Below are 14,475 nucleotides of genomic sequence, written 5' to 3' on the forward strand. Positions count from 1 at the left end.
CGAGCTGCGGTGGCTGCCGATTTTGGAACCGCCTGCGGACCAGCGCATGGGACCTGGACCACTGTTACGAACTGCAGGACGATCACACCGGCATGTGCCGCCGCTTCCCGCCAGTGGGGCGCAGGCCCGATCTAGACGATAAGAGTTCGCTTAGCGCGGATGCGGCCAAGGCCGCGCACTGGCCGGTGACTTGGGAACGTGACTGGTGCGGTGAGTACGGGCCTGCCGCGGAGGCGCGTGCATGAGTGGCAGCGATGAGGCCCGCGCAGAGCGCATCGCCCGGGCTCGCCGGGAACTGGCGGAGCGCTATGCGGCCGATCCTGCAAGCGTCACCGCGTTTAACCTGCGGATGGCGCGGCTGGCGGCTGCTCGGAAGCGTGAGCGTCAGCGGTTTGAGCACCTGGTGCTCGGGAAGCCGCGGCCCAAGCCTGTTCCGGTGAAGCCTGCCGGCATGCCGCGCGCCGAGTGGAAGGTTGAGCGGAAGCGTCAGCTCGCGGCGGGTGCGGAGCTCGAGCCGGGTCTCGAAGAAGCGATGAAGCTGAAGGAAGCTTGGTCGCACAAGCAGACGGGCACGCCGGAGACGCACGAGCACGCCGAGCGCACCCATGCCGACGCGCTCATCCAGCTCGAGCGCAACGGCACGATCGACAAAGAACAGCTGGAGTGGGCGGCCCAGATCGCAAACGTCTACCGCAGCCTGGAGGCTGACGTGGCTCTGAAGGTTGCCAGCTTCGAAGCGCGGGTGGACAGCTCGCGCCAGTGCGGCGGGCTGGTGGGGGAGAGCGTCCGGCGGGTTCGTCTGCACCTGGCCTACGGGTACTGGCGGGCGGAGCTACCTCAGCCGCGCCAGATGGTACTCGACATGATCGTGGGGGATCCGATCGGCTACACGGTCGCCGCAAAACGGTATGGCGTCCATAATCGCAAGGCGAAGCGGTTCCTGCTGGACGCGATCAATGCTTGGCCGGAGTGTGTCGGTCGCGCATACCGCGTGCACAGTGAGGAGGATATTCACGCTGCTGTCGATGCTGCAGGATGAGGCGGGGCACGGTCTACGGCCAACCTATTCTGATATGACCCTCACGTGCTCTGGTAATCGGTTTAGTTGCTCGCTTGCGACTGGGGCTATCGTTTGGACATCGGCACGACGCTGATCTGACCGTCGCTTTCGATGCATGCCCGCTTGACGTCGGCATAGCTCTCGACGCCCTCTGTCCGCAGGTGGCTAAGGAGTTCGTCTTCGGTCAGGTATTCACGGCGCATGTTCTTCCTCAGAAGCTTGCCGTCCCGTATGACTTCGATCGGCGGGGCTGACACGAGCCGCTCAACCATCGGGATACGGTAGCTGAGGAAGTTAAGCAGCCAATCCCAAGCTATCAGCACGGCGATCATGAAGAACCCGTCGGCAATAGATGTGTAGCCTCCCAGCCCGTGTGCTGCTGCTTGAGCAATCAAGAGGATGAACACGAGGTCCATCGTGGCGAGTTCGCCGCCCATTCGCCGGGGCATTACTCGCATGAGGATGATCAGGCCAAAGTATAAGGCTGTGCCGCGGGCCATGATTTCCAGAATTGCTGCTTCTGACGCGAAGATGCTATGCCAGTCTTCCGGTAGAACTTTCACGTGACTCTCTTTTCATCCTGAGCGCCGAGTGGCGCCGCTGCTATCATAGCTCTTGTTGGTGTGCGGGACCATTTCCCGAGGTGCGCCAGGGCCGTTCGATGAAGGAGCGGATGTCCTGCTCGAGCTCGTTGGTTGAGGTGTGGACACCGCGGCGCAACTGCTTGCGGGTAAGCTCGGCGAACCAGCGCTCCACTTGGTTGATCCACGATGCTGACGTTGGCGTGAAGTGGACGTGGTAATGCGGTGGGCGAGCGAGCCGTGCCCGGACCAGCGCGGTCTTGTGGGTCGTGTAACGTCGCTCGGAGACCGAGAGGTGGCTGTCAGGTTCTGACGGTCTTAACTTATATCACTGAGAATTAGGGCTTTTCGTTACGCGAGGGGATCGACTTACGGCCCACTTGTTCGTTCGGGTTGCCGGGCAAACGGCCCAGTAGCAACCAGACAGGCGGAGGTTATTCATGTATTATCATGACAAGCGGCTCCAATTTCCCGTTGTCGTGGACAAGCCGAATCCGCAGTTCGCCCGCATGCTTCAGCAGGCGATCGGCGGCGTGGAGGGGGAGATCCGCGTGTGCATGCAGTACTTTTTCCAAGCCTGGGGCAATCGCGCGCCAACCAGCAAATATCGAGACATGCTTCTCCACACCGCGACTGAAGAGATTGGCCATATTGAAATGCTGGCGACAGCTGTTGCGATGAACCTCGAGACGGCACCGTCGTCCGCGCAGGAAGAAGGCGCAGCGGACAGCATCGTCGGTGCGGTGATGGGCGGCAGCAGCGCCAAGGCCTCGATCGAAGGCCTCATCCACAAGAACCTCTTGTCCAGTGGGCTCGCCGCGATGCCGATGGATTCGGATGGCGTCCCGTTTAACATGAGTCACATCTACGCCAGCGGTAATGTCGCGGCAGATATGTACTGCAACGTCGCGGCGGAAAGCACCGGGCGCGTGCTCGCCGTGCGCCTGTTCAACGCGACTGACGATGAAGGCATGAAGCGGATGCTTCACTACATGATCGCGCGTGACACGATGCACCAGAACCAGTGGCTCGCGGTTCTGGATGAGCTCGGCGGCCCCGCCGTCAACATGCCGATCCCCAACTCCTTTCCGCAGGAGATGGAGGATCAACAGAACAACTATAATTTCTACGCGACCTCGGTGGATGGCTCGGTGCCGGAGGGTCGCTGGACCAGCGGCCCCTCGGTCGACGGCAAGGGGGAGTTCACCGTGTTCCAGAACCAGCCGCTGACACCCGAGCCGGCGGAACTTGGGCCGGCGCGACCCGACAGCGGCGCGCAGGCACAACAGATTGCCTAACAGGCTTGGGGGCAGGCAGGTCGCTCGCGGTCTGTCCTGTCCCCGGTCCGTTGAGGGAAGGGGGCTGCAGTCGGATCGCCTGCTCAGATCTGCCACAGCGGAGCTAGCGACTCCACACCTTCACTCGCGCGGCGCCAGGATCTCCAGCAGCCTCGGCCGCGCACCTTCTACCGCTTCCAGGTGCGGATACCGATGCCCCTCGGCCCAGCGGATTTCAACCTCCCGCTCCTGCTTGCCGACCGTGATCCGCAGCCGCACCGTGCCGCCCGGCCTCCGGGCCTCCGCTACCGCCTGACGCAGCAGCTCGGGTGAGAACGACTGCCCCTCAACCTCCTTGATGGTCGCGCCCGTCGTCAGCCCGGCCTCGAACGCGGGACCTTCCCACAGCACTTCCTCGACCTTGCCGGTCGCCTGCGCCGTCAGCCCCAGCGAGAACATCAGGTTGACGTTCCCCGCCACCTTCTCGCTGTTGCGCAAATAGTCGCTGGGCGTGTCGCGATAGACCAGCCGATAGCCGCCCCGCTCCAGCCCGGCGAGCGGCGCGCCCGCATGGGTGCCCTCGATCTTCTGCTTGAAGAAGCCGGTCCAGTCGTAGGGGGCAATCCGGCCCAGCGTCTCCACCACCTCGTTGAAATCATAGGTCCGGGTTGTGAAGCTGCCGTCCGCATCCGCCGCAAAGAACGCCCGCGCAAAATCGTCCAGCGACCGCGTGTCGCCTGACAGTTCCCGGATGCGCGTGTCGACGTCCAGCCACACCAGCGCGCCCTCGGAATAGTAATCCTCGCTGCGCTGCCAGCTCGGCCAGGGCAGCGTCGCGCGCGCGGCGATGATCGGGTCGCGCGTCGTGTCGCTCATCGGGCGCCAGCGGCTGCCGGCGCGCGCCGCATGGGTGGCGGCGATCAGCGCGATCGCCTGCATCGTCCATTCCGGCGTCCACAGGCCCGAACGCGCGCACAGCACCCGGTCCCAATATTGGGTCTGGCCTTCATAGACCCACATCAGGCTGTTGCGGATCGGCTGGTCGAAGCTCGGCGTCCAGCTGTCCGCGCCCCGCCGATGCTTGCCGTTCCACGCGTGGATGAACTCGTGCGGGATGGTGTCGCGGCGGGAGAACGTGCCGTCCCAGTCGGTGAAATAGTCCGGCAGCGTCACCGCCTCGCACGACCGGTGATGCTCCACCCCGATGCTGCCGATCTCCTCGCTCAGCGCGAACAGCACGTCATAATGGTCGAACGGCCGCGCCCCGAACAGCTTCACCGCCTGCGTTACCAGGCCGCGGTGCGGCTCGATCTTTTCGGGCGACAGGTCGATCATCTCCGCCGCATCGGCAAAAATGTCGAGGTGGACCATGCCCTCGTCGTCCAGCGGGATCCGCGCGTGATGACGCCCCGCGAACACCGGCGAGTCCACCAGCACGTCGAGCACCGCGGTCTCGTACAACACGGTCCCGCCCTCGCTCCCCACGACCTTCAGCGCACAGGCCTGCCGCCAGCCGTCCGGCACCGTCAGGCTCGCATCGACCGCGATCCGCCGGGCATAATAGCCCGCCGGGTACAGCAGCACCGTGTTCCACTGCAGGCTGAGCAGTTCGGGCCCGATGACGATCCGGCCCTGGGCGCTGTCGGTGGGCGACAGGAACTGGAACTGCGCCTCGATTTCCACGACGCCCTCGGGCACATCGACGTGGAACGCGTGGACCTTCGTCGAATGGCGCTTCCACGACAGGTCCTTGCCGCCGCCGCGGATCACCAGTCCGGCGAACAGCTCGATCGGCGCTTGGGGCGCGTGATAGCCGGGCAGCCATTGCGGAAAGAACAGGGTCAGGACGCCCGGCTCCGCGACCGGGATGACCTCGCGCACCCGCACGATGCGGCGGATGACGTCGCGGGCATCCACTTCCAGGCGGATGCGCCCGGGATAGGGCACGTCGCAGGGTTCCGGGATGACATGGTCCCGGGCGGTCGTCTCGGTCTCGGTCATGAGGATCCTAGGAAATCTGGCGGGCGAGTTCTGCAAGCAGGATACGCGCGACGGGCGTATCGCCGCCGTCGCGCACGTCCAGGTGCGCGCGCAGGGCGCAGGGCTGGCGGCGGACCCGCTGACGGATCATGCCCCGGCCGATGCGTGCGGCTTCGGCCAGGGCGGCGCCTACGTTGGGGAACTCGTTATGGTCGCTCTTGATCGGGCGGGTGGCATTTGGGGTGCAGAGATGAAAGGAATAAGCAGGCATGCGGTAAAAATGCCCGCACAGGCCCCCCGGTTGCCCATGCAAACGTAGATCAGCACGATTTCCCATTCTGACGCTGACAACCTCGCAAAGGCCTGAACCGAACCGCTTATGCCGCGTTTGCGCGACATGGCTCGGTTCTATCTCCACCTACATAACAGCATCGGCACCGTCCGCGACGAGGAGGGGGTCGAGCTTTCCAACCTGGAAGCTGCTCGAGATCAAGCGGTTCGGAGCGTCCGCTCTATCATCGCTGATGAAGTGCAACACGGCGTCCTGGATCTGCAGGGACGTGTCGAGATCGCCGATGCGAACGGAAGCGTCCTAGGGGTGGTACGCTATCGAGACGCGTTCGAGCTACACTTGAGTGGAGACGCAGCTTGATTGAGCGGCACCTGATGAAGCTGCGCGCGCGCGACGAGATTTCCGCCGAGGAAGAAGCCGCGATCCGGTCATCACTCTTGCCCCGTGCAGCGGTTCCTGCGGACACCACGATCATTCGACCGGGCGAGGAACTCCGCCACTCCACCCTCCTTCTGGACGGGATCGCCTGCCGCTACAAGGACATGCGGGACGGGCAGCGCCAGATAACCGAGCTCCACGTCGCGGGTGACTTTCTGGATCTTCACAGCTTCACGCTCAAGCGCCTCGATCACTTCGTTATGGCGCTTACCCCATGCAAGCTGGCACTAATGCCGCACACGAAGCTCACCGAGATCACCGAGCGGCATCCGCACCTCACGCGCGTATATTGGTTTGGGACCAATGTAGACGCCGCCGTTCATCGGGAGTGGGAGGTCTCGCTCGGCCGCCGAAGCGCATTATCTCGCCTGGCTCACCTTTTTTGCGAGTTGAACGTTCGTCTGGAGATCGTTGGTCTGTCTGACGGGATGTACTACGATCTGCCGCTGACCCAAGCTGAGGTGGCAGATTGCCTCGGTATCACTCCGGTCCATTGCAACCGCGTCATGCAGGAACTGCGCGAGCGGAAGCTCTTGGAATGGAAGGGGGGAAGGCTGAGCATCTTGAACAGGGATGAGTTGGCAAGGGTCGGAGAATTCGATCCTGCTTATCTCTATCTAGAGAAGCGCCGCCGCTGAACGGCCGCTAGGCACCACTCTCAGCAGGCCGCGCCAGGCGAGCGGATCCTGCAGGGTGAACGGGCGGGATGGTCATAATCAGGCAGCCAGCTCGCGCCCGAAAGCCGTCGCTGGTTCGGATCTGCTGTCACGTGAGTCGCAGGGTTCTCCCGAGTTAGGCGCCCGCCCGGAAGCGTGGTAAACGTGCTTCATCACCGGTACAGGCTTGTCGGGCGCTGGTGGCTGCGAGACTTGCGTGCTCCCGCCTCTCAGTCGGAGTACACGCCATGGACCCCTCGTGCGCTTCTGCACTTCAACTCTTTGTAGCCCGCCTCGCGTCGCGCTCTGTCCTGACCGACGAAGAGACAAACGCTCTCCTCGGCTTAAAGGGGGAGGTGAAGCAGGTTCCTGCGCACGTCGACTTTGTCAGGCAACGTGAGCAGGTGGATCACTCCTGCCTCGTCATTGAGGGGCTCGTCGGCCGCTTCGGGCAAAATAGCGACGGCGCTCGACAAATCACCTGCCTTCACATTCCCGGCGACATGGCGGACCTGCCATCGGTTGTGTGCCCTACGTCGGGGTGGGGCCTTTCAGCCCTTACCAGCACGACCATCCTGCGCCTGCCACATGCTGAGCTTCGTCGCACCGCCGCAAGGTACCCTGGAATCGCCGAAGCGTTCTGGAGAGACTGTGTCGTTGACGGGTCGATCTATTCGCAATGGGTCGTGAATATGGGCCGCCGAAGCGCGCTTGCTCGTCTTGCCCACCTGTTCTGCGAGATGGCCGTCAGGTATGAGCGAGCAGACCACGGCAACAGACATGCGTTCCCGCTGCCGATTACGCAGACCGATCTTGGCGACGCGACCGGCCTTACGAATGTCCATGTCAACCGGACGCTGAAGGCGCTAAAGGCCCGATTCCTCATCACAGCGAAAGCTGGAAAAATCACCGTTCACGACTGGGATCAGCTGGTCGGGATCGGAGACTTCGACGACGGCTATATGCTTTTCGGAGGACCGACTCCTCGCATCACCGAAGAGCCCAATCCACCCGCGTTCGGCGTCGCCAGAATTGCGTAGCGGACACCTACTCAACGGGTGACTGCCTGCTATCGGACCCGCCCTCGGAAGCTGCATGTTTGCATTGCCGGCAGTTCAGTGACCCGGCTCATCTTCTCCCTACGCCCTACCCCCACGGTCACGGCCGATGCACGGAGAGCGGTTGAGAACTGTTGCATCCGGCCACGAAATGTGTCAGAAAATCCCTGCGACAGCTATGTCTGGCGCAGACGGCCCGCCTTATGGCGGGCTTTGTCGTTTCTGGAGGTGGCGATGGCGGTCAGGGCGCTCAGTTCGTCGGACCGCCTCCGGCACCTCGCCATTGAGCTTGAGAGCTTAGCCGACGCGATGGAGCGGCCGTCACGCTCCACCGCCCGCAGCGACATGCTGATCGCCGAGTGCGAGCGCATCGCGTGTGACGTCCGAGCCGTGGTGCGCGGGCCTGTCCGTTCGATCCATCCGCCGCTGTGGCACCAGGACGGACTGGCGGCGTGCTGATCGCGGCGACGACCGGCCAAGCGGCGTCCCAAAGGATGGGATGCCACCCCCCCTCGGGTCCTTCCGGGGCTGCAGGGTAATACGGGGGGCAAAGGCGCAACTTCCGTCTAGCCACAGGAAATCGTCTTACTTCTTCCTCCCTGTCGGGCTGTGAAACGGCACTTTTCCGCCATTTTGGGGCGTTTTAGCAGGGAAGTATGACCCCTCTGGGAGGGAAGTGAGTGGAAATCGACCTTGAGGAGCCCACTCGGCCCCAGCTTGCCGCGGTGTTCGGCGTTTCCAGCCGCTGGATCGGCGAACTGCGGTCCAAGGGCGACCTGCCGGAGGACGGCGCCTCCCTGCTTGAAAACATCGAGGCGTGGGCGCAGGCGAAGTACGGCATCGACGGGGCTCAGGGTGCGCTCGATCTTGACGCCGAGAGCGCCCGGCTGAAGAAAGAGCAGGCAGATTCGAAGGCGATGGATAACGCGGAGCGTCGTGGCGAACTGGCTTCCCTGCCAGATATGTCCGGGGCCGTTATCAGCGTCATCGCCATGGCGGTATCCCGCCTGAGCCAAGTCGGCATGATCGTCGCGAAGGGCGATCACAAACTCAGGACGCGCATCGAGAAGGCGGTCAACGACGCCCTCAAGGAGTTGAGCGTCGCCAAGGTCGAGAAGGCCAGAGGCGGAGGCCTAGATGCCGAAGAGGCCGCCGAAGCAGACTGAGTTCGAGGCACTTCAGATCCGCGGCGACGATGCCGTACTGTCGGCCGTTCGCGAATGGCTGGCGATGTTTGCGCCCCGGCCCAAGCCCAAGCTGTCCGAGTTCATGCTGGAGCACGCCTGCGACGACACAGGCGCCAGTATCACGCCGTTCCCTTTCCAGCTGGAGATGGCGGACGCGTTCACGGATCCTGAGACGGCCCAGCTGAGCTGCCGAAAGAGCAGCCGCATCGGTTACTCGACGATCCTGCAGTCGTTCATGGCCTACCGGATCAGGTACGATCCGGCCCGGTCGCTGATTTATCAGCCCACGATCGATGACGCGGAGAAGTACAGCCGCGACGACTTGGAGCCGGTCCTGCAGTGGGATGTCGTCCGGGAGGTCGCGACCTTCAAGCCGCGGCATGCGGACAACCAGATCCGGGCCAAGCGCTACAAAGGCGGCTGGATCCAGATTAAAGGCGCGAACAGCCCGAAGGAGTTCCGCCGGGTCACCGCCGACGACGTTTTCCTGGAGGAGTGCGACGGCTACCCGTGGGCCTCGAAGGAAGAGGGCGACCCCGCCCGGCTAGCCTACAAGCGCAACCTGACTTCGCCCCGGCGGTTCAGCGCAGCGGGTTCAACTCCGAAGGTAAAAGGCCTCAGCCGCATCGACCTGCTGTTCGAGCAGGGCAGCCAGGAATACCGTTACGTTCCTTGTCCGCATTGCGGCGAGATGCAGCAGCTCGTGTTCGGCGACGGTACTGGCGCCGGTATCCGCTGGGAACCGAAGGAGAACCCAACCCGCGCTTGGTACCGCTGCGTGAACGGCTGCGACATCGACGAAGCTGATAAGGCGGCGATGGATGAAGCCGGCGAGTGGCGGGCGCACAACCCCGGCGCATTCCCGCGGCATCGGTCTTTCCACATCTGGGCGGCTTACAGCCAGCATCCGGGTGCCGCCTGGCTGGAGATTGCCCGCGAGTTTATGGAGGTCCGCAAGGACCCGAACCTTCTCCGCACCTTCGTCAACCAGACACTCGGGGAGGCATGGTCCGAGCGGGGAGAGGCTCCCGAGTGGCAGCGCCTCTACGATCGCCGGGAGACAGCCATGGCGATCGGGACGCCTCCGGTCTGGGCCGGCCTGTTGATCGGATCAGTGGACGTACAGCGGGGCGGCGGTGGCCGGCTCGAACTGGACATTTGGGCGTTCGGGCCAAAGAAGCAGCGCGCCCTAGTCGAGCATATCGAGATCGACGGCTCGATCGCCGATCACGCGACCTGGACCAAACTGGACGAAGCGGTTGGCCGGACCTGGCGGACGCAGGACGGCCGCTCGCTAAGGCTCGCACGGGTCGCAATCGATTCTGGCGATGGTGCGAACACCATGCACGTCTACGCTTGGGCGCGCCGGCATCCGGCGTTCGCCATGGCGGTGAAGGGTCGGCACGCGGTTGGTATCGGACAGGCGATTGCCGGGCCGACCTGGCAGGACCTGACGATCAACGGCCGCAAGCTGAAGCGTGGCGTTCGCTTGTGGACCATCGGCACCTCCATGCTGAAGCTGGAGCTATACGGATACCTATCGTTGGAGAAGCCGGTCGACGGCGAGCCTTACCCGGAGGGCTACGTCTTCCTGCCCCAGGGCACCACGGACGAGTGGATCAAGCAGCTGGTTGCCGAGCAGCTGGTCCAAAAGAACCTGAGGAATGGCCGCTCGCGCGTTGAATGGGAGCAAACTCGCCCCCGCAACGAGGCGCTCGACAACGCGATTTACGCGCGTGCTGTGGCGGTCAGTTTGGGTGCCGACGAATGGACCCAGCGCCAGTGGGGCAAGCTGCTCGGCACCGTTGCGGTGAAGCGGCCGGCGCCGGTGAAGCCTGCCGAGGCTCAGGCCCAATCCACAGCGGCATCTGCTCCGGCCAGGGCGGGCATGAAGCCGCGACGCGCAAATCCGTTCACGAGCCGCAGGAGGTAGCATGGCCTACCAGCAGTCAGATCTCGACCGGCTCGACGCGGCGATCAGCAGTGGCGTGCGCTCAGTCACTTTCGCCGACGGGCGCCGCACCGAGTACCAGAACCTCGATCAGCTGCTTGCCGCGCGCAAGGTGGTGGCGACGCAGCTGTCCATGCAGGAGACCGCGAAGGGCGCGGTCGTGCGTCGTCGGGTGCCGTACTACCGGAGCGGCCTCTAAGTGGCGTCGTTCCTCGAACGGCTGTTCGGCCGCGCACGTCCCACTGGCAAGCCGGTCCAAGCTGCTACGGCACCGAAGCGCATTCGCACGGGGCGCGGAGCGCGCGCTGAGTATGACGGCGCAACGTTAGGCCGTCGCGCCGCCGGCTGGAGGCGGACCCGGCTGGATGCCAACGGCGAGCTTTCGCCGATGGTTGCCGCCGCGCTGCGCGGAATCGCCCGTGACTTGGTCCGCAATAATCCGTTCGCGGCGCGCGGCGCGGCCACGATCGCGAACAACATGGTCGGGACCGGCATCACCTTTCAGGTGTATCGCGACGGTCAGATCGACGACCGGTTGAACAAGCTCGCGCGCCGGCACCTCGACACCACCGCGTGCGACGCCAGCCGCCGCCATGACCTGTATGGGCTGCAGCTTCAGGCGGCGCGCACCATCGTCGAGAGCGGCGCCGTGGTGATGCGTCGCCGCTGGCGCCGGGCCTCGGACCGGCTGCCGCTGCCGTTCCAGCTCCAGGTGATCGAGCCGGACTACATTGATCCGTCCAAGCACGGGCCGCTCTCTACGGCTCCCGGTGTGCAAGGCGGGTTCCTGATCAACGGCGTGCAGTTCAGTCCGCTCGGTGCGCGCGAGGGCTACTGGCTGTTCAACGGCCATCCGGGTGGCGGCCGCGCCGACGCGCTGGGCTCTACCTTCGTCAAGGCGGCAGACGTAGCGCACGTCTTCCGCGCCGATCGCCCGGAGATGGAGCATGGGGCGACTTGGTTCGCACCGGTCATCCTGCGGATGAAGGATTTCGGCGACTACGAGGACGCGCAGCTTACGCGGCAGAAGCTGGCCAGCGCATTTGTCGGCGTCGTCACCGGCGAAGACCCGGGCGGGACCATTCCTGGCATCCAAAGCGAGGATGGCGACGCTGGCGAACCAGTCACGCTCGGCGAAGACCGCGAACCGCTGGACTACATCGAACCCGGAACCTTCCAGTACGCGAGGCCGGGCGAAGAGGTCACCTTCTCCGACCCTCCCAAGGTGGAGGGGTACGCTGATTACACGAAGGTGTCGCTGCGGGCGGTGAGTGCCGGCCTTGGGGTGCCCTACGAGGCGCTCACCGGTGACTTGTCCAACGTGAACTTCTCCTCCGGGCGCATGGGATGGCTCGAATACCAGCGGTCTTTGTCCGCTTGGCAGTGGAGCATGTTCATCCCGCAATTCTGCGGTGCGGTTGCAGCCTGGCTGATCGACGCCTTCGCGATGCTCGGTGAGGACGTCGATGGTGTCACCGTGCGGTGGACGCCGCCCGGCCGTGAGATGATCAACCCCACCGAAGAGGTGAAGGCCAGCCGTGACGCGATCCGCGCTGGGGGCAAGACGATCTCGCAGTGGGCGCGCGAGCGGGGCGAGGATCCCGACACCTTCCTTGCTGAGGCGAAGGCCGACTTTGAAAAGCTCGATGCCCTCGGCCTGATCTTCGACTGCGACCCTCGCCGGGTCACCGCTGTCGGCAACCCCGCGGAGCAAGAGTCCTCCGCTCCTCCCGCACAGCCTCAGGGGGCCTGAATGCTCGAAATCCTCATCTACGGAATCGTCGGTGACGAGTGGGACGGCCTTGATGCCAAGACACTCTTCGCCCTGATCGCCAGCGACGACGGCGACATCGTGGTCCGCATCAACTCGCCTGGCGGGTACGTCATGGAAGGGCTGGCGATCTTCAACGCGCTCGCCGCAGCCAAGGCCGCCGGGCGCAAGGTCACCGTCCATATCGACGGGCTCGCGGCCTCCATGGCGTCGGTGATCGCGATGGTCGGCGACGAGATCGTCATGGCCGACAACGCGCTGATGATGATCCACAACCCGTGGGATGTGGCGATCGGCGACGCTCGCGAGCTTCGCGCTGCGGCCGACAAGCTCGACGTGATCCGCGACCAGCTCGTGCGGATCTACTCGGGTCAGACTGGTCTCAGCGCCGACGCTCTGATCCCCATGCTCGACGCAGAGACCTGGCTCACCTCGGAGCAGGCGCTCGAGCAAAAGTTCATCACGTCCGTGTCGGAGGCGTCGAACGCCGCGGCCTGCAACGTGTCAGCATTCGGGTTTCGCAAGGCCCCCGAAAGCCCGGTCATCTCCGCAATGGCGATGCTGGGAACCCCGCGGACGGCCGCTGCCGCTCCTAAACGTCCACAGGAGAAAACCATGGACCTCTATAAGACCCGCGCGGCGCTGGTTGCCGCGATCGCCACGTTCCAGAAGGACGGCGGCACGCAGAACGAGATCGACAAGATCGTCAAGTCTGCCGTGGCGCTCAATGCACAGGACGCGCTCCCCGCAACCGGTGCCCTCGCCCTGACGCCGGCCACCAACACTCCGGCGCCCCAGACCGACGCGTCGGTCGTCGCGCTCACCACTGCCGATGTGCAGAACGCCGTGACCGCGGAACGCTCCCGCGTTGGGACCATCCGCGCGCTCGGCTCCAAGCACAATCTGCCCGGCGAGTTCATCGACAGTCTTGTCAACGACGGCACTCCGCTCGCCACTGCACGCGAGAAGATCCTCGACAAGCTGGCGGAGGAGGGTGATGCCGCCAACATCGGCCACAACAGCCCCGCCCGGGTCACCGTCGACCAGCGCGAGAAGTTCCGGGAGGGCGCCACCAACTGGCTGCTCGTCAAGGCGGGCGTCGCTCACCTTGTCGAGAAGGCCGCCGCGCTGAACGGCAAGCCGATCAAGATCGACCCGGGCGAGTTCCGTGGCGTTCGCAACGTCGACCTCGCGCGTGAATCGCTCGGTAACCTGGGCGTGAACATCACCACTCGCGACCCGGACCAGATTGTGCGCCAGGCGATGACCTCGCAGGGCACGGTGATCACGCAGACGACCAGCGACTTCCCGGTCCTGTTCGAAAACGCGATCCATCGCACGCTGCAGGCGGCCTATGCGACCACGCCCGACACCTGGACGCGGTTCTGCGGCACCGGCACCGTGACCGACTTCCGCCCGCACAGCCGGTACCTGCGCGGCTCGTTCGGTGCGCTGGACAACGTGAACGAGGCAGGCGAGTTCAAGAACAAGGCCATCCCCGACCTTGCGAAGGAAGCGATCACCGCGTCGACCAAGGGCAACATCATCAACCTGTCGCGTCAGGCGATCGTGAACGACGACATGGAGGTCTTCTCCGGGCTCGCCGTCGACCTCGGCCGCGCCGCCAAGCTGACGATCGAGATTGACGTCTTCGCGCTGCTCAACAGCAACCCGATCATGAACGACGGCAAGCCGCTGTTCCACGCGGACCACGGCAACCTCGCTGCCGCGGGCGCCGCGCCTTCGGTCGCCGCCTTCGACGCGATCCGCGTTGCAATGGCGCAGCAGAAGGACGTCAGCGGAAACGAGTTCCTCGACATCCGCCCGTCCATCCTGCTGCTCGCGCTGGCACTGGGTGGCGCAGCGCGCGTCATCAACGGCAGCCAGTACGATCCGGATGCCGTGAACAAGCTGCAGCGGCCGAACATCGTCAACGGCATGTTCGAGGATATCGTCGACAGCCCGCGCCTTTCGGGCACCGCCTATTACGCCTTCGCGGATCCGAACGTCGCGCCGGCAATCGAGGTGGTGTTCCTCAACGGCGTAACGGAGCCGTTCACCGACAGCCAGGACGGCTGGCGTGTCGACGGTGTCGAGTGGAAGGTCCGCCACGATTACGGCGTCGGCGCCGTGAACTGGCGCTCCGCCTACAAGCAGCCCGGCGCCTAAAGCCCGCGTACCCGTGAACCTGCGGCAGGGCCGGCTGCGGCCGCCCTGACCGCTT

At 64.5% G+C, this 14,475-nt stretch carries 14 protein-coding genes and 1 pseudogene; 11 read left to right on the plus strand and 4 right to left on the minus strand.

Annotation, left to right across the window (positions count from 1 at the left end):
- The first annotated feature begins 241 nt into the window (after window positions 1–241).
- A complete protein-coding gene (locus tag QP045_RS13290) occupies window positions 242–1,039 on the plus strand; it encodes a hypothetical protein (protein ID WP_422515472.1) in 798 nt (265 codons plus the stop codon).
- An 86-nt stretch (window positions 1,040–1,125) separates the two neighbouring features.
- Here QP045_RS13290 and QP045_RS13295 read toward each other — a convergent pair whose 3' ends face one another.
- Window positions 1,126–1,623 (minus strand): DUF421 domain-containing protein, encoded by a 498-nt coding sequence (locus QP045_RS13295; RefSeq protein ID WP_422515473.1) that lies wholly within the window; start codon window positions 1,621–1,623, stop codon window positions 1,126–1,128.
- Between the two features lie 94 nt (window positions 1,624–1,717).
- A pseudogene (locus QP045_RS13300) lies at window positions 1,718–1,915 on the minus strand (IS630 family transposase); the annotation flags it as partial.
- 166 nt (window positions 1,916–2,081) lie between these two features.
- Here QP045_RS13300 and QP045_RS13305 point away from each other — a divergent pair.
- Window positions 2,082–2,939 carry a manganese catalase family protein gene (locus QP045_RS13305; RefSeq protein ID WP_422515474.1) on the plus strand — a complete coding sequence of 286 codons (858 nt, stop codon included), beginning with the start codon at window positions 2,082–2,084 and terminating at the stop codon, window positions 2,937–2,939.
- 120 nt (window positions 2,940–3,059) lie between these two features.
- Here QP045_RS13305 and QP045_RS13310 read toward each other — a convergent pair whose 3' ends face one another.
- On the minus strand, window positions 3,060–4,919 hold the full coding sequence (locus tag QP045_RS13310) for a M61 family metallopeptidase (protein WP_422515475.1): 1,860 nt from the start codon (window positions 4,917–4,919) through the stop codon (window positions 3,060–3,062).
- Between the two features lie 7 nt (window positions 4,920–4,926).
- The gene (locus QP045_RS13315; protein WP_422515476.1) at window positions 4,927–5,169 is read right to left on the minus strand and encodes a DUF6894 family protein; all 243 of its coding nucleotides are present in this window, start codon (window positions 5,167–5,169) and stop codon (window positions 4,927–4,929) included.
- 126 nt (window positions 5,170–5,295) lie between these two features.
- Between QP045_RS13315 and QP045_RS13320 the strand changes: the two genes are divergently transcribed.
- The 9 genes from QP045_RS13320 (at window position 5,296) to QP045_RS13360 (ending at window position 14,420) form a co-directional block, all read left to right on the plus strand.
- Window positions 5,296–5,550, plus strand: a complete 255-nt coding sequence (locus QP045_RS13320; protein ID WP_422515568.1) for a DUF6894 family protein — start codon at window positions 5,296–5,298, stop codon at window positions 5,548–5,550.
- Window positions 5,551–5,564: 14 nt separating this feature from the next.
- Window positions 5,565–6,266, plus strand: coding sequence for a Crp/Fnr family transcriptional regulator (locus tag QP045_RS13325; protein WP_422515477.1), 702 nt, complete (start codon window positions 5,565–5,567; stop codon window positions 6,264–6,266).
- A gap of 266 nt (window positions 6,267–6,532) precedes the next feature.
- Window positions 6,533–7,324, plus strand: a complete 792-nt coding sequence (locus QP045_RS13330) for a Crp/Fnr family transcriptional regulator (protein WP_422515478.1) — start codon at window positions 6,533–6,535, stop codon at window positions 7,322–7,324.
- Between the two features lie 231 nt (window positions 7,325–7,555).
- Window positions 7,556–7,801, plus strand: a complete 246-nt coding sequence (locus QP045_RS13335; protein WP_422515479.1) for a hypothetical protein — start codon at window positions 7,556–7,558, stop codon at window positions 7,799–7,801.
- Between the two features lie 221 nt (window positions 7,802–8,022).
- Window positions 8,023–8,508 (plus strand): terminase, encoded by a 486-nt coding sequence (locus tag QP045_RS13340; RefSeq protein WP_422515480.1) that lies wholly within the window; start codon window positions 8,023–8,025, stop codon window positions 8,506–8,508.
- A 103-nt stretch (window positions 8,509–8,611) separates the two neighbouring features.
- On the plus strand, window positions 8,612–10,462 hold the full coding sequence (locus QP045_RS13345; protein ID WP_422515481.1) for a phage terminase large subunit family protein: 1,851 nt from the start codon (window positions 8,612–8,614) through the stop codon (window positions 10,460–10,462).
- 1 nt (window position 10,463) lies between these two features.
- A complete protein-coding gene (locus QP045_RS13350; RefSeq protein ID WP_422515482.1) occupies window positions 10,464–10,679 on the plus strand; it encodes a phage head-tail joining protein in 216 nt (71 codons plus the stop codon).
- A complete protein-coding gene (locus tag QP045_RS13355; RefSeq protein ID WP_422515483.1) occupies window positions 10,680–12,233 on the plus strand; it encodes a phage portal protein in 1,554 nt (517 codons plus the stop codon).
- Window positions 12,234–14,420, plus strand: a complete 2,187-nt coding sequence (locus tag QP045_RS13360; protein ID WP_422515484.1) for a ClpP-like prohead protease/major capsid protein fusion protein — start codon at window positions 12,234–12,236, stop codon at window positions 14,418–14,420. It begins immediately after the preceding gene.
- Window positions 14,421–14,475 lie beyond the last annotated feature (55 nt).

The organism is Sphingomonas sp. 3-13AW (assembly GCF_049311085.1).
GTDB lineage: Bacteria > Pseudomonadota > Alphaproteobacteria > Sphingomonadales > Sphingomonadaceae > Sphingomonas.